15 protein-coding genes are annotated in these 19,233 nt (G+C 73.4%); 12 read left to right on the top strand and 3 right to left on the bottom strand.

Annotated features, from left to right (window positions below):
- Positions 1–11 precede the first annotated feature (11 nt).
- Positions 12–548, bottom strand: coding sequence for a GNAT family N-acetyltransferase (locus AB0P06_RS16090; protein ID WP_363607889.1), 537 nt, complete (start codon positions 546–548; stop codon positions 12–14).
- A gap of 45 nt (positions 549–593) precedes the next feature.
- Between AB0P06_RS16090 and thpR the strand changes: the two genes are divergently transcribed.
- Positions 594–1,181 (top strand): RNA 2',3'-cyclic phosphodiesterase, encoded by a 588-nt coding sequence (gene thpR / locus AB0P06_RS16085; protein ID WP_363607888.1) that lies wholly within the window; start codon positions 594–596, stop codon positions 1,179–1,181.
- Between the two features lie 258 nt (positions 1,182–1,439).
- Here the strand turns inward: thpR and serC are convergent, their stop codons facing one another.
- Together serC and AB0P06_RS16075 are read right to left on the bottom strand one after the other, a co-directional pair.
- Positions 1,440–2,558 carry a phosphoserine transaminase gene (gene serC, locus AB0P06_RS16080; protein WP_363607887.1) on the bottom strand — a complete coding sequence of 373 codons (1,119 nt, stop codon included), beginning with the start codon at positions 2,556–2,558 and terminating at the stop codon, positions 1,440–1,442.
- Between the two features lie 133 nt (positions 2,559–2,691).
- Positions 2,692–3,792: a citrate synthase 2 gene (locus AB0P06_RS16075; protein WP_363607886.1), complete on the bottom strand. Its 1,101-nt coding sequence runs from the start codon at positions 3,790–3,792 to the stop codon at positions 2,692–2,694.
- A gap of 417 nt (positions 3,793–4,209) precedes the next feature.
- On the opposite strand from AB0P06_RS16075, the gene pdxH reads away from it, so the two are divergent.
- The 11 genes from pdxH to AB0P06_RS16020 all read left to right on the top strand — a co-directional run bounded on the left by pdxH (position 4,210) and on the right by AB0P06_RS16020 (position 19,216).
- Positions 4,210–4,842, top strand: coding sequence for a pyridoxamine 5'-phosphate oxidase (gene pdxH, locus AB0P06_RS16070; RefSeq protein ID WP_363607912.1), 633 nt, complete (start codon positions 4,210–4,212; stop codon positions 4,840–4,842).
- Positions 4,843–5,041: 199 nt separating this feature from the next.
- Positions 5,042–5,239: an FxSxx-COOH cyclophane-containing RiPP peptide gene (gene fxsA, locus AB0P06_RS16065; RefSeq protein WP_363607885.1), complete on the top strand. Its 198-nt coding sequence runs from the start codon at positions 5,042–5,044 to the stop codon at positions 5,237–5,239.
- Positions 5,240–5,407: 168 nt separating this feature from the next.
- Positions 5,408–6,751: a TIR-like protein FxsC gene (locus AB0P06_RS16060; RefSeq protein WP_363607884.1), complete on the top strand. Its 1,344-nt coding sequence runs from the start codon at positions 5,408–5,410 to the stop codon at positions 6,749–6,751.
- A complete protein-coding gene (gene fxsT / locus AB0P06_RS16055) occupies positions 6,741–10,754 on the top strand; it encodes an FxSxx-COOH system tetratricopeptide repeat protein (RefSeq protein WP_363607883.1) in 4,014 nt (1,337 codons plus the stop codon). The genes AB0P06_RS16060 and fxsT overlap by 11 nt, the downstream gene beginning before the upstream one ends.
- Before the next feature lie 144 nt (positions 10,755–10,898).
- Complete coding sequence (locus tag AB0P06_RS16050; protein ID WP_363607882.1) at positions 10,899–12,089, top strand: FxsB family cyclophane-forming radical SAM/SPASM peptide maturase; 1,191 nt, start codon at positions 10,899–10,901, stop codon at positions 12,087–12,089.
- A gap of 12 nt (positions 12,090–12,101) precedes the next feature.
- Complete coding sequence (locus tag AB0P06_RS16045; protein ID WP_363607881.1) at positions 12,102–13,232, top strand: HEXXH motif-containing putative peptide modification protein; 1,131 nt, start codon at positions 12,102–12,104, stop codon at positions 13,230–13,232.
- 303 nt (positions 13,233–13,535) lie between these two features.
- Entirely contained in the window at positions 13,536–13,721 is a 186-nt protein-coding gene (locus tag AB0P06_RS16040; RefSeq protein WP_363607880.1) for a hypothetical protein, read from the top strand.
- A 62-nt stretch (positions 13,722–13,783) separates the two neighbouring features.
- Entirely contained in the window at positions 13,784–16,198 is a 2,415-nt protein-coding gene (locus tag AB0P06_RS16035) for an FxsB family cyclophane-forming radical SAM/SPASM peptide maturase (protein ID WP_363607879.1), read from the top strand.
- A 170-nt stretch (positions 16,199–16,368) separates the two neighbouring features.
- Positions 16,369–17,097: an AAC(3) family N-acetyltransferase gene (locus AB0P06_RS16030; RefSeq protein ID WP_363607878.1), complete on the top strand. Its 729-nt coding sequence runs from the start codon at positions 16,369–16,371 to the stop codon at positions 17,095–17,097.
- 179 nt (positions 17,098–17,276) lie between these two features.
- The gene (locus tag AB0P06_RS16025; protein ID WP_363607877.1) at positions 17,277–17,576 is read left to right on the top strand and encodes a hypothetical protein; all 300 of its coding nucleotides are present in this window, start codon (positions 17,277–17,279) and stop codon (positions 17,574–17,576) included.
- Positions 17,573–19,216, top strand: coding sequence for an alpha/beta hydrolase (locus AB0P06_RS16020; protein ID WP_363607876.1), 1,644 nt, complete (start codon positions 17,573–17,575; stop codon positions 19,214–19,216). Before AB0P06_RS16025 ends, AB0P06_RS16020 begins: the two co-directional genes overlap by 4 nt.
- Positions 19,217–19,233: the final 17 nt, after the last annotated feature.

The raw sequence follows: 19,233 nt of genomic DNA, 5'->3' as shown, positions 1-19,233 counted from the left end.
CTGACTCGACGTCAGATCCGGATCGCCAGGATCTTGCCGTGCCAGGTCCCGTTCGGCTGGTCGACCTCGAAGGTCTCCGTCTCGGTGAAGCCGAGCGCCAGGTACTGGCCGACCAGCCGGCGGTCGCCGCCCGCGTAGCAGTCCACCCGGAGCAGCCCGATGCCCCGGGCTCGGGCCTCCTCGACGGCGTCGGCGACCAGCGCGGCGCCGATGCCCGAGCCCGAGCGGGCCCGGTCGGTCACCAGGCTGCGGACGTACAGCTCGCGCTCGCCGGCGGGGGTGGTGTACTCGGGCGCCTGTTCGGACAGGACGCAGGATCCGACGGCCCGCCCGTCGCCGTCCACCGCGAGCCGGATCAGGAACGGCTCCCGGCCGTACTGCTCGACGCGCTCGACGGCGGCCGGCCGGCTGCTCCAGGGCTGGTCGCCCCACTGGCCGGTGCGTCCGCGGGCGACGAGCCAGGCGACGGCGCCGTCGAGCAGGGCGAGGACTTCGGCGATGTCGTCGGGGCCGCCGGTGCGGATCTTCAGGTTGCTCGTGTTGTTCACGACAGCCGTTCTAGCCCAGACCGGCTCGCGCGGGAAGATGGCTTCATGAGGCTTTTTGTGGCGGTGCTGCCACCGGTCGAGGCGCTGCAGGGGCTTGCCGACGCGGTCGCCCCGGTACGCGAGCTGCCGGGGGCGGACCGGCTGCGCTGGACGGCCGTCGAGGGCTGGCACCTGACGCTGGCCTTCCTCGGCGGGGTGGCGGCCGAGCGGCTGCCGGAGCTGGAGGCGGGCCTGGCCGCCGTGGCGGAGCTGCACCCGGCGCACCGGCTGCGGCTGTCCGGCGCCGGGCGGTTCGGCGACCGGGTGCTCTGGGCCGGGGTGGAGGGGCAGACCTGGGCGCTGCGGCGGCTCGCCGAGGCGGTGAACGAGGCCACCGCGGAGCTGGTCGGCGAGGTGGACGCGTTCCGTTTCCACGCGCATCTGACCCTGGCCAGGGCCGGCTCCTCCCGGGGCCACCGGCGGGCCGTGCAGCGGGTCGCGGCGGCCGAGCTGGAGGGCATGGCCGAGGCGCTCGGCGCGTACCGGGGGCCGGAGTGGGAGGCCGCCGGGCTGCACCTGATGAAGAGCGACCTGGACGGCGGCTTCGCGCACTACGAGACCGTCCGCCGCTGGCCACTGGCCCGCTGGAGCTGAGCCGCCGCGGGCCGCTCCCGGACCTCGGCGTCCGGCCGGGGGAGGGCCGGGGGTACGCTCGTTGACCGTGGATCCCAAGACTCGTATGCGTATCGTGACCGGCGCCCTGGTGCTGCTGCTGGCCGTCGTGGTGATCAGCTCGCTGATCGGGAAGTGACGCGCCGGCCGGAGTGACGCGTCCCGGCGCCGTGCGCGGCCCCGGGCGGAACGCGAAAGGGCCACCGCCCGCAGGCGGTGGCCCTCACGTGTGCGCGGGTGTCAGAGCTGCTCGACCACGTAGTCGACGCAGGCGGTGAGCGCCTCGACGTCCGCCGGGTCGATGGCCGGGAACATCGCGATGCGCAGCTGGTTGCGGCCCAGCTTGCGGTACGGCTCGGTGTCGACGATGCCGTTGGCACGCAGTGCCTTGGCGACGGCGGCCGCGTCCACCGCGTCGTCGAAGTCGATCGTGCCGACGACCTGCGAGCGCTCGGCCGGGTTCGCCACGAAGGGGCTGGCGAAGGAGGACTTCTCGGCCCAGCCGTACAGCCGGCTCGCGGAGTCGGCCGTCCGGGCGACGGCCCAGTCGAGGCCGCCGTTGCCGTTCAGCCACTCCAGCTGGTCGGCCAGCAGGAACAGGGTGGCGATCGACGGGGTGTTGTACGTCTGGTCCTTCGACGAGTTGTCGATGGCCGTCGGCAGGTCGAAGAAGGGCGGGATGTAGCGGCCGGAGGCGGCGATCTCGGCGGCGCGCTCCAGGGCGGCCGGGGAGAAGGACGCCAGCCAGAGGCCGCCCTCGGAGGCGAAGGACTTCTGCGGGGCGAAGTAGTAGACGTCGGTCTCGGTGATGTCCACCGGCAGACCGCCGGCGCCCGAGGTGGCGTCCACCAGGACGAGCGAGCCCTCGTCGCCGCCGGCCGGGCGGTTGATCGGCATCGCGACGCCGGTGGAGGTCTCGTTGTGGGTGAGCGCGTAGACGTCCACGCCGGCCTCGGCGACCGGCAGCGGGTGGGTGCCCGGGGCGGTCTTGATCACGGTCGGCTCGGCCAGCCAGGGCGCGGCCTTGACCGAGGAGGCGAACTTGGACGAGAACTCGCCGAAGTCGAGGTGCTGGGACTTCTCCCGCACCAGGCCGAAGGCCGCGATGTCCCAGAAAGCGGTGGAACCGCCGTTGCCGAGCACCACCTGGTAACCCTCGGGGAGGGAGAAGAGGCTGCTCACGCCCTCGCGTACGCGCTTGACCAGGTTCTTGACCGGGGCCTGGCGGTGCGAGGTGCCGAGCAGGGAGGTCTCGGTGGCGGCGAGGGCACTCAGGGCCTCGGGGCGCACCTTGGACGGGCCGCAGCCGAAACGGCCGTCTGCGGGCTTGATGTCAGCGGGGATCTGGATCTGAGCCACGGGCGCAGCCTACCGGCCGCGGTTGCGCGGGTGGAACGGCAGTCCGCCCGCTGAGATGTGATCTTCACGGCCACGAGCTGCGGGAACAGCGGGTCCGGGGACGGCCGGACCCGCTGCTCAGCGGGGGTTTCGGTCAGTGCGCGATGGCGTCGTAACCCGCGATCTCGCGGGGGCTGCGCGGGCCCGGGCCGATGTAGCGCGCGGCGGGGCGCACGAGCCGGCCCGTGCGCTTCTGCTCCAGGATGTGCGCCGACCAGCCGGCCGTCCGGGCACAGGTGAACATCGAGGTGAACATGTGTGCGGGGACCTCGGCGAAGTCCAGCATGATGGCGGCCCAGAACTCGACGTTGGTGGCCAGCACGCGGTCGGGGCGGCGGTTGTGCAGCTCCTCCAGCGCGGCCTTCTCCAGCGCCTCGGCGACCTCGAAGCGCGGCGCGCCGAGCTCCTTGGCGGTGCGGCGCAGCACCCGGGCGCGCGGGTCCTCGGCGCGGTAGACGCGGTGGCCGAAGCCCATCAGCCGCTCGCCCTTGTCCAGCGCGTTCTTCACCCAGGCGGTCGCGTCGCCGGTGCGCTCGATCTCCTCGATCATGCCGAGGACGCGGGACGGCGCGCCGCCGTGCAGCGGGCCGGACATCGCGCCGACCGCGCCGGAGAGCGCGGCCGCGACGTCGGCGCCGGTGGAGGCGATGACGCGGGCGGTGAACGTGGAGGCGTTCATGCCGTGCTCGGCGGCGGAGGTCCAGTAGGCGTCGATGGCCTTGACGTGCTTCGGGTCGGGCTCGCCCCGCCAGCGGATCATGAAGCGCTCGACGACCGTCCCGGCCTTGTCGATCTCGCTCTGCGGAACCATCGGCAGGCCCTGGCCGCGGGCCGACTGTGCCACGTAGGAGAGCGCCATCACGGCGGCGCGGGCGAGGTCGTCGCGGGCCTGCTCGGCGGAGATGTCCAGCAGCGGCCTGAGCCCCCAGACCGGGGCGAGCATGGCGAGGGCGGACTGCACGTCCACCCGGATGTCGCCGGAGTGCACCGGGATCGGGAACGGCTCGGCGGCCGGCAGTCCGGGGTTGAACTCGCCGTCCACCAGCAGGCCCCAGACGTGGCCGAAGGAGACGTGGCCCACCAGGTCGTCGATGTCGACTCCGCGGTACCGCAGGGCGCCGCCTTCACGGTCGGGTTCGGCGATCTCACTCTCGAACGCGACGACTCCCTCAAGCCCGGGTACGAAGTCGGACATGCGACGGCTCCTTCAGTTCTGTGATCGGCGGGCCGCCGTGGTGGGACGGTACGCCAGTGACCGATGGGTGGTTGGCACTCGGTGCCAGAGTGACAGGCACGGGGTGCATTGCGCCATACACCACCGTGATGATGTTTTCCGTTGGCCCGGTTGACTTTGCGCCGGGGTTCCGGGCCGTCCGGGGAAATCCGTGGAACCAAACGCCAGGTTACGGACAAATCGCCATATGGCGGGCGGCCAAGCAGTGGCGAGTCACCTTATCTCCCACCGGGGTTTGTCCTGAGGTAGCGGTGCCGGTTGCTTGTCGTACGGGATGATGTTGGCGTGCAGACCCCGGAACGCGCCCAGTCGACGCCCCCGAGCCCCGCCACCCGGATCCTGGCCGACGAGGCCCGGCCCGGGCCGGACCTCACCGTGATGCGCAAGCACTACAGCCATGAGGGCCTGGTCGAGGAGCAGCTCGCCGCCGAGCCGATCGCCCAGTTCACCCGCTGGTTCCACGAGGCGGACGACGCCGGGGTGGTCGAGCCCAACGCGATGGTGCTCTCCACCGCCGACGCCGAGGGGCGGCCCAGCTCGCGCACCGTCCTGCTGAAGGGCTTCGACCCGCGCGGTTTCGTCTTCTTCACCAACTACGGCTCCCGCAAGGGCGCCGAGCTCGCCGTCAACCCGCATGCCGCGCTGCTCTTCCCGTGGATCGCGCTGGCCCGCCAGGTGATCGTCCAGGGCCGGGTGGAGAAGGTCGGCCGGGACGAGACCGCCGCCTACTTCCGCACCCGCCCGCACGGCTCCCAGCTCGGTGCCTGGGCCAGCGAGCAGTCCAGCCCGGTGGGCGGCCGCGAGGTGCTGGAGCGGCGCTACGCCGAGCTGGAGCGCCGCTACCCCGAGGGGGAGGGTGTCCCCGTCCCGCCGTTCTGGGGCGGTTACCGGGTGGTCCCGGCCAGCGTCGAGTTCTGGCAGGGCCGCGAGAACCGGCTGCACGACCGCCTCCGGTACCTCGCCGACCCGTCCGTTCCGACGGGCTGGCGGGTGGAGCGGCTCTGCCCGTGAACCCCGCCGCTCCGGTCGTGAACCCCCGCCGCTCCGGCCGTGATCCGGCCGGCCGGGCCGGTGATTCGCACGGCCGGACGGATGACAGCGGCGCGGCACGGCAGCCGTGCTGAGAAACAGTCAGGTGTAGGATGCCCGTCGCGGACCGGGTCCGATTGCGAACCGAGCCCGCTCCGCCGCGAGACCGAGTGAGGGACTGATGGGCGTCACCGATGCGGAAATCGGCTCCGGAGCCGGCTCTGTGCTCGGCTCCGATCTGGTCGATGTCACCGCGCTGCCGCCCGGTGAGCTGGAGGGGCTGCCCGACACCGTCCTCGGCGACCTGCTCCGCCGGGTGGTCGGCGACGCCCTCACCCCCGGCGCCGAACCCGTCGCCGCCTTCCAGTCCGCCCTGTAGACCCGCCCCGCGGGCCCGGCCGGGGGCGGCTCTCCGGAGCCCTCGCCGAGGCCTGCCGGCGCCCCCTCCGCGCCCCGCGAGCTTCGCCAACTCCCGCGCGCGACCGGCTCGGTTCACGACATGCTGGGTATGACAGCAGCGCAGTTGTGAACGGGTCCGGGGGGTGCAGTGCGGCCGTACTTCTTCTTCAGTTACGCGCGGCGTGACTACCAGGCGGGGGACGCCTTCGTCGACCAGTTCTTCAACGACCTCAGGGACGAACTGGGCCGGATCGAACCCGCCGCCGGCGCCGGGCAACTCGCCTACCGCGACACCGAACAGCTACGCCTGGGCGACAACTGGGAGCAGCAGCTGGCCCTGATGCTGGCCCGCTGCCGCACCATGGTCGCGCTCTACTCCCCGGCCTACTTCGCCAGCCTGTACTGCGGCAAGGAGTGGACGGCCTTCCGCGGTCGGGTCCGCCGCCACCAGGAGCTGGCCGGCGACATCGTCCCGGCGCTGATACCGGTGCTCTGGGAGACCCTGCCCGGCGGCCTCCCCGACGAGGTCAGGAAGATCCAGTACGTCCAGGAGGACATGGGCGACGCCTACGCCCGCTCGGGCCTGCGCGACCTGCTGCGCACCGACCCGCTCGGCGCCGACTACCGGCAGGTCGTCCGGGTGGTCGCCGAGCGGGTCCGGGACGCCGCCGCCCGGCGGCTCGGCGAACTTCCCGAGTTCGACCTCGGCGCCGTCCGCGGCTACTTCCCGGTGGCGCCGTCGGTGCGGCCCGCGCCCACCGCCGGAATGGTCCGGCTGTTCGTCGCGGCCGGGCGCGCCGCCGACGCGGTGCCGCCGTCCGCCGGGCCCGGCGACGTCCGCGGCGGCGGCTGGTACGGCACCAAACCCTGGCACTGGGCGCCCTACCACCCGCCGACCCAGCCCTCGCTGGTGGTCCGCGCCCAGCAGGTGATCACCTCCGCCGGGCACACCACCACGCTGGACGAGATCGGCGCGGGCCTCGGCGAGAAGCTGGACCAGGCCCGTGAGGACAACCAGGTCAGCGTGCTGCTGGTGGACCCGTGGGTGGCCGGCAGCGAGCTCTACCGGTCCGCGCTGCGCGAGTACGACGACCAGAACCACCCCGTCACCGGGGTGATGGTCCCGGCCGGCACCGACGACCCGACCACCGGGCCGGAGCGCGACGCGCTGTGGGCGGGCGTGCGCGGCGTGTTCCGCCGCAACTGGTTGCGCCGGAGCGATCCGGAGCACTTGTTCCGCGTGGCGGTACCCAGGGAGAGCTTCGACGACCAGCTCACCATCATGGTGACGGTCGCTCAGAACAAGCTGATGGACGCCAACTTCGATTGGGGGGACGATGTCGACGGTGCCGCCTTCGGCTTCGGCCCCGGTGGCGAGGAGGCCGGACCGGCGATGCCCGGTCTGGCCATTCCGGCGGGGCCGCCAGGGCCGCGCCGCAGCCCGGACGGGGCGGCAGTGCCGCTGAAGGGGGAACAGGACGATGTTCGCTGAGACCGGCGCGGAGCTGGAGCGGACCGGCCCAGGTTCGGTCGTCACCTTCTACTCCTTCAAGGGCGGCACCGGCCGGACGATGGCGCTCGCCAACGTCGGCTGGATCCTCGCCAGCCGAGGCCTGCGCGTCCTGGTGGTCGACTGGGACCTGGAGGCGCCCGGCCTGCACCGCTACTACCACCCGCTGCTGGTCGACCCCGAACTCCACGCCACCGACGGCCTGATCGACCTGCTGCGCTCCTACGTCAAGCAGGCGCTGCCCTCCGCCGCCGGGCCGTCCGGCCTCACCCCCGGCGCCTGGCTGGACGAGCCGGGGCGGCTGGACGGCTACATCTGCGGCCTGGCCCTCGACCTGCCGCCCGGCGGCCGGCTCGACTTCCTGCCCGCCGGGCGGCAGAACGCCGCCTACTCCGCCGCCGTCACCAGCTTCAACTGGCGCAGCTTCTACCACGGCCGGGACATCCGGGGCGGGGAGTTCCTGCGCGAGCTGCGCGAACGCTGGGCCCGCGGCTACGACTACGTGCTGATCGACAGCCGCACCGGCGTCAGCGACACCTCCGGCATCTGCACCGTCCTGATGCCCGACACCGTCGTCGACTGCTTCACCTTCAGCGCCCAGAACATCCGCGGCGGCGTGGACGCGGCCCGCACCATCGCCGAGGCCGAGGAGCGGGCCATCCGCGTCCTGCCGGTCCCCATGCGGGTCGAGGACGCGGAGCAGGAACGGCTGGAAGCCGGACGGGACTTCGCCCGCGAGGCGTTCGCCCCCTACCTCGGCCGCTGGCTGCCCGCCGAGCGCCGGGCCGCCTACTGGAGCGACGTCGAGGTCCCCTACAAGCCGTTCTACGCCTACGAGGAGGTGCCCGCCACCGTCGCCGACCGGCCGCAGGAGGCCCGCAGCCTGCTCAACGCCTTCGAACGGCTGGCCGGCTGGATCACCGACGGAAGGGTCCGCGCGCTGCGCCCGCTCAGCGGCGAGGCCCGCCGCCGGCTGTACGGCGCCTACCTGCGCTCGACCCGCGCGGTGCCCCGCCAGGTGTTCGTCAGCTACGCCCCCGAGGACCGGATGTGGGCCGAGTGGGCGGCCGCCACCCTCACCGGCTTCGGCTACCAGACCTCGCTGCACAACGCCGCCGATCCGTACCCCGGCGGCCGGCCGCCGGAGGCCGCCGGGCCGCTCGACGGACAGGGCCGGCTGCTGGCCCTGCTCTCGCCCGAGTACACCGCGCTGCCCCGCGCCGCCGACGCCTGGCAGCTCCTGAGCGGGCGCGAAATCGGCACCGGCGCACCGTCGTTGGTGGCCTTCCGGCTCCAGGACTCGGACGAACCGGTGCCCCGCCCGTTCGTCGGCCAGGCCGTCCCCGACCTGGTCCGCTCCTCCGCCGTGCTCGCCGAGTCGCAGCTGTACGGCGAGTTCGGCCCGCCGCCCAACAGCACCCGCCAACCGGACGGTGACAGCGGTGAGTTCGCCGCCCCGGCCCGGTTCCCCGGGATCGCCCCGCAGGTCCAGGAGGCGCCCTCGCGCAACGCCTCCTTCACCGGCCGCGGCCGGCTGCTCGAACTGCTCCGCAACCGCTTCACCGGCGGGCCCGCCGCCGTCCTCAGCCAGGTCCTCTACGGCTTCGGCGGCGCCGGCAAGTCACAGATCGCCGCCGAGTACGCGCACCGCTTCAAGGCCGCCTACGACGTGGTCTGGTGGGTACCCGCCGAGGAACCCGCCAACATCCCGCAGAAGCTCGCCGAACTCGCCCCCCGGATCGGCGTCCAGAGCAGTGACGACGTCGCGCACACCGCCGCCGCCGTGCTCGACGCGCTGCGCCGCGGCCACCCGTACCGCCGCTGGCTGCTGGTGTACGACAACGCCGGCACCCCGGACGAACTGGCGCCCTGGCTGCCGGTCGGCTCCTCCGGCGGCCATGTGCTGATCACCTCCCGCAACCAGGGCTGGTCCAAGCACGCCGGCCTGGTCGAGGTCGACGTCTTCACCCGCGAGGAGAGCATCCGGCTGCTGCGCCGCTTCAACAGCGGCCTCGGCCCCGACGACGCCCACCAGGTCGCCGCCCTGCTCGGCGACCTGCCGCTCGCCGTCGGACAGGCCGCGGTCTGGCTCCAGGAGACGTCGATGCCGATCGCCACCTATCTCGAACTGCTCGACGAGGCGCTCACCGAGATGCTGGAGCGCACCCGGCTGCGCACCGCCGACTACCCGCACTCCGCCGCCGCGACCTGGCGGATCTCGGTCGAGGAACTGCGCGGTCTCAACGCCCCCGCCGCCCAGATCCTGGAGATCTGCGCCTTCTTCGGCCCGGACGCCATCCCCATGCGGCTGCTCTACAGCCGGGCCGTCACCCACGCGCTGCGGCTGCCCCCGCGCACCCCCCGCGACAAGCTGGCGATCGGCGAATTCCTGCGCGCCATCAACCGGTTCGGCCTGGCCCGCACCGACCAGGGCAGCGAGACCATCACCGTGCACCGGCTGGTCCAGGCGGTGCTCCGGGACCAGGTCGCCGAGGCGGAGCGGCCCGCCCTGCGGGCGGTCGTGCACGCCGCGCTGGCCACCGCCAACCCGGGCGACCCCGACATCCCCGCCAACTGGCCCCAGTACGCCGAACTCCTGCCCCACCTCTGGCCGTCCGGCGCCGTGGGCAGCGCCGACGAGGACGTCCGGCAGTGGATCATCGACTCGGTCCGCTACCAGTGGAAGCGCAGCCTGCACGACGCCGGCCGGGAGCTCGCCGAACGCACCCTGGAGCACTGGCGCCAGGACGGCTACGGCGGCCCCGGCTTCGACGCCGAGAACGACGCCCTGACCCTGATGCTGCGCACCCAGCTCAGCAACATCCGCCGCTCCCAGGGCGCCCTCCAGGAGGCGTACGAGATGGACAAGGACATCCTGGAGCGCTTCACCGCCACCCTCGGCCCCGAGCACTCGCACACCCTCGCCGTCGCCAACAGCCTCGGTGCCGACCTGCGCTTCCTCGGCCGCTACGGCGAGGCCAGGGCGCTGGACCGCAGGACCCTGGACGCCGCCCGGCGCACCCTCGGCCCGGACCACCCGCGCACCCTGATGATCACCAACAACCTGGCCGTCTCCGACTACCTCGCCGGCGACCGCCGGGCCGCCCTGGAACGCCACCGCAGCAACTACCTCCAGCAGCGCGACGCGCTCGGCGCGCACAGCCTCTACGCGCTCTCCTCGGCCAGCAACTACGCCCGCGACCTGCGGGAGACCGGCCGGCTGCGGGAGGCCCTGGACCTGCTGGAGGAGACCGTCCGGATCTACCAGCAGACCATCGGCGACGGCCACACCGACACCCTGCGGGCGCGCAAGAACCTCGCCGTGGCGCTGCGCCGGGCCGGCCGGTACAACGAGGCGCTGGAGATCGACGAGGACATCTACCAGCGCTACCTGGACATCAACGGCCCGGAGCACCCCGACACGCTCGCCTCCGCCACCAACCTGGCCAGCGACCTCAACGCGCTCGGCGACACCGACCGGGCCATCCAGCTCGCCGAGCGGGCCCTCGCCCGCTACCGCGACTACCTGGGCGAGAACCACCCCGTCACGCTGGCCGGTGCCAACAACCTCTCCGTCTACCTGCGGCTGGCCGGCCGGATCGTGGAGGCCAGGGAGCTGTCCGCGCGCACCCTGAACCAGTTCCGGGCCGTCCTCGGCGACCACCACCTCTACATCCCGATCGCGATGATGAACCACGCCAACGACCTCGTCCTGGCCGGGGAGGGGGCCGCCGCCCTGGCGCTGGAGGAGGAGGCCGCGCCGCTGATGAGCGACACCCTCGGGCTCGACCACTACGACGCCATCGGCATCAACTCCAACCTCGCGCTCTCCCTCGCCGCCGACGGCCAGGCCGAACGTGCCGCCCGGCTGCGGGCCGACTGCGTCCACCGGGCCCGGCACACGCTCGGCGAGGAGCACCCGACCACGGTGGCGGTCAAGGCCGGGCTCCGGCTGGACTCCGACATCGAGCCGCCGGCGGTGTGACGGGGGCGGCCGGCGTGACGGGTGGTGTCAGGGCGACGGGTGGTGTCGGCGTGGTGGGTGGTGCGGCCGGAGTGACAGGGCCGTCCGTGTGACGGCGACCGGACGCCCCGTCAGGCCCGGTGGGGTGGCGCTAGGCTCGCGGGCATGGTGCCGTTCCGGCAGTATCTGCTGAAGATCCACAGTCGGTGCAACCTGGCCTGCGACTACTGCTACATGTACGAGTCGGCGGACCAGAGCTGGCGCCGGCGGCCCCGGCGGATGGAGCTGGCGACCGCCCGGCGGACCGCCCGGCGGATCGCCGAGCACGCGGACGAGTGCGGGCTGGACGAGGTCGGGGTGATCCTGCACGGCGGTGAACCGCTGCTCGTCGGAGCGGATCATCTGGACGCGCTGCTGGGGGAGTTGACGGCGATCGGGCCACGCGTCCGGTTCAGCCTGCAGACCAACGGGCTGCGGCTGCTGGACGAACCGGCGCTGCTGGAGGTGCTGCACCGGTACCGGGTCGCGGTCGGGGTCTCGCTGGACGGGACGGCGGCGGACCACGACCGGCACCGGCTGCTGCCGTCCGGCGCGGGCAGCTGGGCGCGGACGGCGGAGGCGGTGCGGCTGCTGGGGACGGCCGAGCACCGGGAGCTGTTCGCCGGACTGCTCTGCGTGGTCGACCTCGCCGCCGACCCGGTGGCCTGCTACGAGGCGCTGCTGGAGTTCGCCCCGCCCCGGATCGACCTGCTGCTGCCGCACGGCACCTGGGAGGCCCAGCCGCCCGGCGTACGGCGCTCCGTGCCCGTCGCGCCGCCCGGGGGCGGGGCGGCGGCGCCGTACGGGGAGTGGCTGATCGCCGTGTTCGACCGCTGGTACGACGCACCGCGCCGGGAGACCGGGGTGCGGCTCTTCGAGGAGCTGGCCGTGCTGCTGCTCGGCGGCCGGGCGGCGAGCGAGGCGGTCGGGCTGGCGCCGGTGGACCTCGTGGTGGTCGAGGCCGACGGCACCATCGAGCAGGCCGACAGCCTCAAGGCCGCGTACGACGGAGCGGCGGCGACGGGGCTGGACGTCCGGCGGCACGGCTTCGCCGAGGCCGCCGCGCACCCGGCCTTCCGGGCCCGCCAGCGCGGTCGCGCCGGGCTCGGACCGGTCTGTGCCGGCTGCCCGCTGGCGGCGGTCTGCGGCGGTGGGCTCTACGCCCACCGCTATGCGGCGGGGGGCTTCGGGCACCCCTCGGTGTACTGCGCCGATCTGGACCGGCTGATCCGCCATATCGCGGGCCGGCTGCGGGGGGACGTGGCGGGGCTGGCGGCGGGTGCGCCGGCCGTGGCAGGTGCGGGACCGACAGGGTGAGGAGCGTGGGCGATGGGTGCCAGTGCGGGCGTGGGTGCGGGGCCGGGTCCGGGCGTTGACCCGGGTGCGGGTGCGGGTGCGGGTGCGGGTGCGGGGGTGGCGGCCGGGGTGCCCGGTGCCAGGGTCGCGGCGGAGCTGCCCCGGCACGGGCTGGACCGGGCCGTCTTCATGGCGATCGCGGCCGCTCGCGGTGGGCCGGAGGCCGTACGGGCGCTCCGGGCCGGGCAGGTGAGCAAGCGGGCCCTGCTGCTGCTCGCACTGGAGCGGGCGCTGCCGGACGGGCCCGGGCGGGCGGACTTCGAGCCGGCGTACGCCGAACTCCGCGCACTGCGGGCGACGGACCCGCCGCGCTGGGAAGAGATCCTGCTGCGGCCCGAGTTGGACGCCTGGACGGCCGACTGCCTGCGTGGGCTCACGGCCGGTGAGGCGGTGGCACCGGGCGTCCTCGGGGAGTTCGTGCGGGCCGGGCGGCGGGGGGAGCCGGTGCCGCTGGAGTGCGACGGGCTGCGCTGGACGCCGGTGATCGACCATCTGGGCCCGTACCGGGCGAGCTACGGGCGGCCGACCTCAGGCCCCCTCGAAGCGGCCGAACTCGCTGCCTGGAGTGAAGCGTTGGCGCAAGCCTGGCGGATCCTGGCCACTCGCCACCACCGGCACGCACAGGCCGTCGCGGCCTGCGTGACCACCCTGGTGCCGCTGCGTCCGGCGCCCGGAGGGGAGGCGGTCAGCGCCGCCGCCCGGCGGGCGTACGGCTCGGTGGCGGCCTCCCGGCCGGACGATCCGGTGCTGCTGGCGCTGGCCCTGGTGCACGAGTTCCTGCACATCCAACTCGGCGCCCTGCTGGACCTCGTGCCCCTCCACCGGCCCAACGGCGCCGCCGTCTACCACGCCCCCTGGCGCCCCGACCCCCGCCCGGTCGGCGCGCTGCTCCAGGGTGCCTACGCCCACCTCGGCGTCGCCGGCTTCTGGCACGCCGAGCTGGTCGCCGGAGCCTCGGACCAGGACCGCGCCGAGCGTGAGTCCAGTCGGTGGCGGGCCCATACGGCCGCGGCGGTCGGTACCTTGCTGGACAGCGGTGAACTCACGACCCATGGCCGGGACTTCGTCTCCGAGCTGGGGCGTGCGGTGCGCCGCCTCGGCTGATCGGCGGCCGCGCGGCGATCGCGGTCCGGGCTGTGGGGGCGGGTCGTCGCCCGCCGGGCGGGAACACCGGCCCGTCGGTCGAACGCATGACTGGAGATGGCCGATGCGGCGCGTACGACGGCGAGTGCGCGACCGCTGAACGGGTGAAATATCGCGGCCCCGGGCCTCCATTCAGGGCCCAGGCGGCCGCGGAGGCCGGATCGGGACCGCAGGGTGCCGCGCCGGTGCGCCGCTGCCACTACATTGGTAGCCGGGTGGGATACCCACCCCCGGCAGGTCCTAACCGCGCCAAAAGGAACGAACATGACACCGGTAACCAGCACCAGGCCAGCCAGCGAACTGACGGACACTCAGGACACGCTGGACCGCCCCTCCCTCTCCGACCTGGCCGCGCTCGGCGCGGAGGAACTGGCCGCCCGACTGCACCGCGCCCTCCCCGGCTCGGAATCCGGCCTGGTGCCGGTCGCGGCGTTCAACTCCTCGATCTGACCGACCCGCCCTTTCCCCGGCCGGGGTCCGGTCCGACCGAATCCACCTGAAGCAGATCTGTGATGACGCGAATTCCGCTTCCCCTGACGCAATTCGTGGTCAAGATGCACAGCCGTTGCGATCTCGCCTGCGACCACTGCTATGTCTACGAGCACGCGGACACCAGTTGGCGCGGACGCCCGAAGGTCATCGGCGAAGAGATCCTGGCCAAGGCCGCCGAACGCATCGGCGACCATGCGGCCGCGCACCGGCTGTCCGCCGTCCGGGTCGTCCTGCACGGGGGAGAACCCCTGCTGGCCGGCCCGGAACGGCTGCGCCGCGCGGCCGAGTTCCTCCGGTCCGCGCTCCCGCCCGGCTGCGCCCTCGACCTGCGGATCCACACCAACGGAGTGCTGCTGAGCCGCGAATTCTGCGCGCTCTTCGACGAGTTGGGGATCAAGGTCGGCGTCTCGCTCGACGGCGACCGCGCCGCCAACGACCGCCACCGCCGCTACGCCGACGGGCGCAGCAGCCACCCGCAGGTCCTGCGGGCGGTGGCGCTGCTGCGCGAGCCCGCGCACCGGCACCTCTTCGCCGGCCTGCTCTGCACCATCGACGTGGAGAACGACCCGGCGGCGGTCTACCAAGCGCTGGCCGAACTCCAGCCCCCCGCCGTCGACTTCCTGCTGCCGCACGCCACCTGGGACGATCCGCCGAAACGTCCCGCCGGCCAGGGCGAGAACCCCTACGCCGACTGGCTGCTGACCGTCTACGAGCGCTGGGAGGCGGACGGGCGGCCGTTCGCCGTGCGCACCTTCGAGTCGGTGCACCGCACCCTGCGCGGGCTGTCCAGCCTCACCGAGTCGCTCGGCCTGGAACCGTCCGACCTGGTGGTGCTGGAGACCGACGGCACCTTCGAGCAGGCCGACAGCCTCAAGACCGCCTTCGACGGGGCTCCCGCCACCGGTCTCGACGTCTTCCGCCACTCCCTCGACGAGGTGGCCCGCCACCCGGGCATCGGCGTCCGGCAGGCCGGCCTGGCCGGTCTGAGCGCCGTCTGCCGCGCCTGTCCCGTCGTCCGCTCCTGCGGAGGCGGTCTGTACGCCCACCGCTACCGGGGCGACGATGAGGGTGGCGGCTTCGACAATCCCTCCGTCTACTGCGGGGACCTCATGACGCTCATCAACGGCATCGCGGACCGCGGCAACCCGGTGGGCCGCCCGGTGGTTCGCCCGGTACCCGCCCAGGCGGCCGAGCCGGTGGTGCCGACGGCCCTCACCGACCGGCAGCTCGACGAACTCGCCCGGGGCCACGGCGGCGCGGACACCGTCCGGGCGCTGGCCCGCTCCCAGCTCGCGCTGACCCGGGCCATGCTGGCCGCCGCCTGGGGGGCCTCCGGGCAGCGGCGGTCGGCGGCCTGGGACCTGCTCTCCGCCCTCGACCGCACCGCGCCCGCCGCGCTGGACGCCGTCCTCGGCCACCCGTACGCGCGGGCCTGGGCGGCCCGCCGGCTCGCCGGGGACCTCGGCGCCGGGCTGGGCCCGCTGGCCGCGCTGGCCGCTGCGGCGGCGGTCCGGGCCGGGCGGGGGGACACGCTGGCCGTCACCGTCCGGGGCGGTGTGCTGCATCTGCCGACGCTGGGGAGCCTGGCGGTGCCGGACGGGGAGACGGTGGTCACCGGGTCGGCCGGTGGATTCCGTGTGCGGACCGCCGACGGTGAACTGATCACCGGTACCGACCCGCGCTGGCAGCCGGTGCGCCGGGTCCGGCTGGCCGGCGGCTGGACGGTGGCGCTGGAGGACCTCGATCCGCAGCGCGACAGCCATGACCACCCGGTCGAGGGCCGGCTGTCCGACACCGAACTGCTCGACTGGACCGGCGCGTTGCGCGAGGCCTGGGAGCTGCTCGGGCACGACCTGCCCGGGTACGCCGAGGGCGTCCGGGCCGGTCTGACCACCGTCACCCCGCTGCGGCCCGGACCGCCGGGGCGGGATGTCAGCGCGGCGGCCCGGCAGGCCTTCGGCGCGGTCGGGATCGCCCGGCCGGCCACCGCGCCGATCCTCGGGCTGCTGCTCGCGCACGAGTTCCAGCACGTCAAACTGGGCGCCGTACTCGACCTGCTGGACCTCTACGACCCCGCCGACACCGCGCTGTACTTCGCCCCCTGGCGGCCGGATCCACGCCCCCTCGAAGGGCTGCTCCAGGGCACCTACGCGCATCTGGCGGTCACCGAGTTCTGGGGCACCAGGAGCCTGGCGTACGACGGGCTGCCGGGGGAGGCCGCCGACCGGGCGCGCACCCGGTTCGCGCTCTGGCGGCAGTACACGGCGGAGGCCGTCGACCGGCTCGCCGGGTCGGGCTCCCTGACCCCGCTCGGCCTGCGGTTCACCGACGGCATGCGTGCGACGGTGGCTCCGTGGCTCGCCGTACCGCTCCCGGCCGCCGCCGAACGGGCGGCCGGGCGGGCCCGACAGGAGAGATCACCGGTCGGCGGCTGAACCCCGCCCCGCTCCCCGCCCTCCCCCCGTCCCGCCCCGGGCGCCCTCACCCGGGGCCCTCACCCTGAGGAACCGTCATCCTCACCGAACCCCGCGCTCCCAGCCTCCTGCCGGCGCTCGACCGGACCCTTCTGGCCGGGCACTTCACCGAACTCGGCGTCCGCCCGGGCATGGTCCTGCATGTCCAGGCCTCCCTGCGCGCCCTCGGCCCGGTGGCCGGCGGCGCCGCCACCGTGGTCGAGGCGCTGCTCGACGCCCTCGGCGGCCCGCGGCGCGGCACCCTGGTCGCGTACACCGCCACACCCGAGAACTCGGCCACCTCCCGTCTCCACACCACCGCCACGGCCGGCCTCTCCCCGGAGCAGGTCGCCGCCTACCGTGCCCGGATGCCCCCCTTCGACCCGGCCACCACCCCCTGCTCCCCGACGATGGGCGCCCTCTCCGAACAGATCCGCACCCACCCCGGCGCCCTGCGCAGCCCGCACCCCCAGACCTCCTTCGCCGCCCTCGGCCCGCTCGCCCGCAAGATCACCGAACGGCACCCCCGCGAGAGCCACTTGGGCCCGGACTCCCCCCTCGGCCGCCTCTACGACCTCGACGCCCGGGTCCTGATGATCGGCGTCCCGATGTCCCGCTTCACCGCCTTCCACCTGGCGGACCTGCGCCTGCCCGACGTCCCCCTGCGCGAGTACCGCTGCCTGGGCCCGTCCGGCTGGATCTCCTTCAGCGCACCGGACTTGGACGACCTCCACTTCGACGCCCTCGGCAGGGAGGTCCTGCGCGAGGCCCGGGGCGTCACCGAACGGCACGTGGGCGGCGCGGACTGCCGCCTGGTCCCGATGCGGGAGGCGGTGGACCTGGCCGTACAGGTGCTGCGGCGCTCCCGGCAGCCGGCTTGAGGGCCCTTCCCGCGACTCCGGCGCGTGCCGAGATGAGCGAAATCGAACACGGGTGACCATGCAGGTCATACGATCTGAGTATCCGTATGGATGCGTAGCGCATTGTGGCGGGCGAACGTTCCTGCCCCGATGAGTGCGGTTCGCACACGCTTGCATGGTGTCTCCGGGGGGAGATCGCATTGGCTGACATCAAGGTCGGTCCGGAACTGCGGCAGTCGGCAGGGGTCGCGCGGGCCCTCGGGGAGGAACTGGCCGAGCCGGTGAGGGCGGCGCTCACCTCGGCGGCGACGGCCTCGGGCCAGTTGGCCGGCTGGTCGGTGGCCGGCGCGCTGGAACAACTGGGGAAGGGCTGGGCCACGCCGCTCGGCCAGCTGCGGCAGAGACTCGCCGCAACGGCCGGCAAGCTGGAGACCAACGCCGAATCGCACCAGCAGAACGAGCGGGCGATAGCCGGCGGCTGGAAAGAGGGCGTGGAGTGAGCGGCCTCTACGAGCTGCTGCTGACCTTCGACCCGCACGGGCTGCGCGACGCGGCGAAGAGCTGGAAGGCGCTCGCCCACGCCGCGGATGGCGTGGACTCCCGTCACCGCGCGCAGGTCAACGGGCCGTTGCGGCTGCACTGGCAGGGTGGCGATGCGACTGCCGCGTTCGCGTACATGGAGCGCACCGAACAGCAGTTGGACATCGTTCGCGTCGAGGCCGAGACGGTGGCACTGACGCTGAACACCGTCGCGGACCGGATGTACCAGGCGCAGACGAACCTGACCAACGCCGTCCACCGCGCGCAGGAGGCCGGGCTGACGGTGTCGGTGGAGGGCGTCGTCGATCTGCCGGCCCAGACCTGGGACGACCGCCACGACCAGGACACCCAGGACGCGCGCCGTGCTCTCGCCTCGGCCAGGAGCACCTACCAGGACCGGATCAACGCCGCCGTGAAGGCTGCCCAGGAGGCCAGCGACCAGGGCAGGACCGCCCTCGGGCGCCTGGCGGGGGACATCCTGGGCGAGAAACGGGGAAACGGCGGTATGGCGGAGACCAGGGTCGACGCCGCGGCCGTGATGAGCGACCTCGGCCTGGCCGGCGACCATCTGCCGGACGGCAAGGACCCGAAGAAGTCCGCGGACTGGTGGAAGGGGCTGACCCCGGAGCAGCAGGAGTCCTTCCTCGCGCTCCGTCCGGCCGAGCTGGGCGGCATGGACGGCCTGCCGTCGACGGTCCGGGACAAGGCCAACCGGCTCGTCCTCGACCAGAAGCTCGACGCCCTCCAAGCGGGGAGCGCCGCCGATGCCGGCCTCGATCAGGAGACGTACCAGAAGCGGCGGGACGCGCTGGAGACGATCAAGAGGAAGCTCGACGAGAAGGACGGCAGCGACGAGGCGCACCAGCTGTTCCTTCTCGCCGTCGACCCTGAGGCCTATGACTCCGACGGGCGCGCGATCGTCGCCACCGGTAATCCCGACAAGGCTCAGCACACGGCGGTGTTCGTGCCCGGTACGAACACCGACCTCAATGGCGTGCCGGGCCAGATCGACCGCGTTCAGCAGCTACAGAAGCAGGCGGAGAGTCTCACGAGAGCCGGCGAAGCCGTCTCGGTGATCTCCTACTTGGGCTACGACACTCCCGAGAGCCTTCCGGAGGCATCGAACCCCATGCGAGGGATTGACGGGGCCAAGGACATGCGGCAGTTCTCCGAAGGTCTCAGGGTGACGCACGGCGAGCCCAAGAGCCATGTCACGTACCTCGCCCACAGCTACGGAAGTTACGCCGTAGGCGTCGCGGCCTCCCAAGGAGGCGGCCTGCATGCCGACGACATCGTCGCCCTCGGCAGCCCCGGCATGGGCGTTCTCCAAGCCGACCAGTTGAACATCGACCCCGATCACGTGTGGATCGGCGAGGCCGACGACGACCCCACTCGTCTCGTCGGTGGCGCCACCCTTGGTCCCAGCCCGCATATCTGGGGATTCGGTGGAAACAACATCGAGATCGACACCGAGGGGCACGGTGGCTACTGGAATGACCGCAGCACCAGCCTGCTCAACCAGGCGAAGATCATCGCCGGACTGAAGCCGTCGACATCCCCGAAGGAGCCCCCGGTGCTGGGCCAGATTCCTCTTCTCTGAGGCCGGGCCCGGCCGAA

It is taken from the genome of Kitasatospora sp. NPDC088351, from assembly GCF_040685575.1.
Taxonomy (GTDB): Bacteria; Actinomycetota; Actinomycetes; order Streptomycetales; family Streptomycetaceae; genus Kitasatospora.
This window is presented reverse-complemented; position numbering and strand designations above follow the sequence as displayed.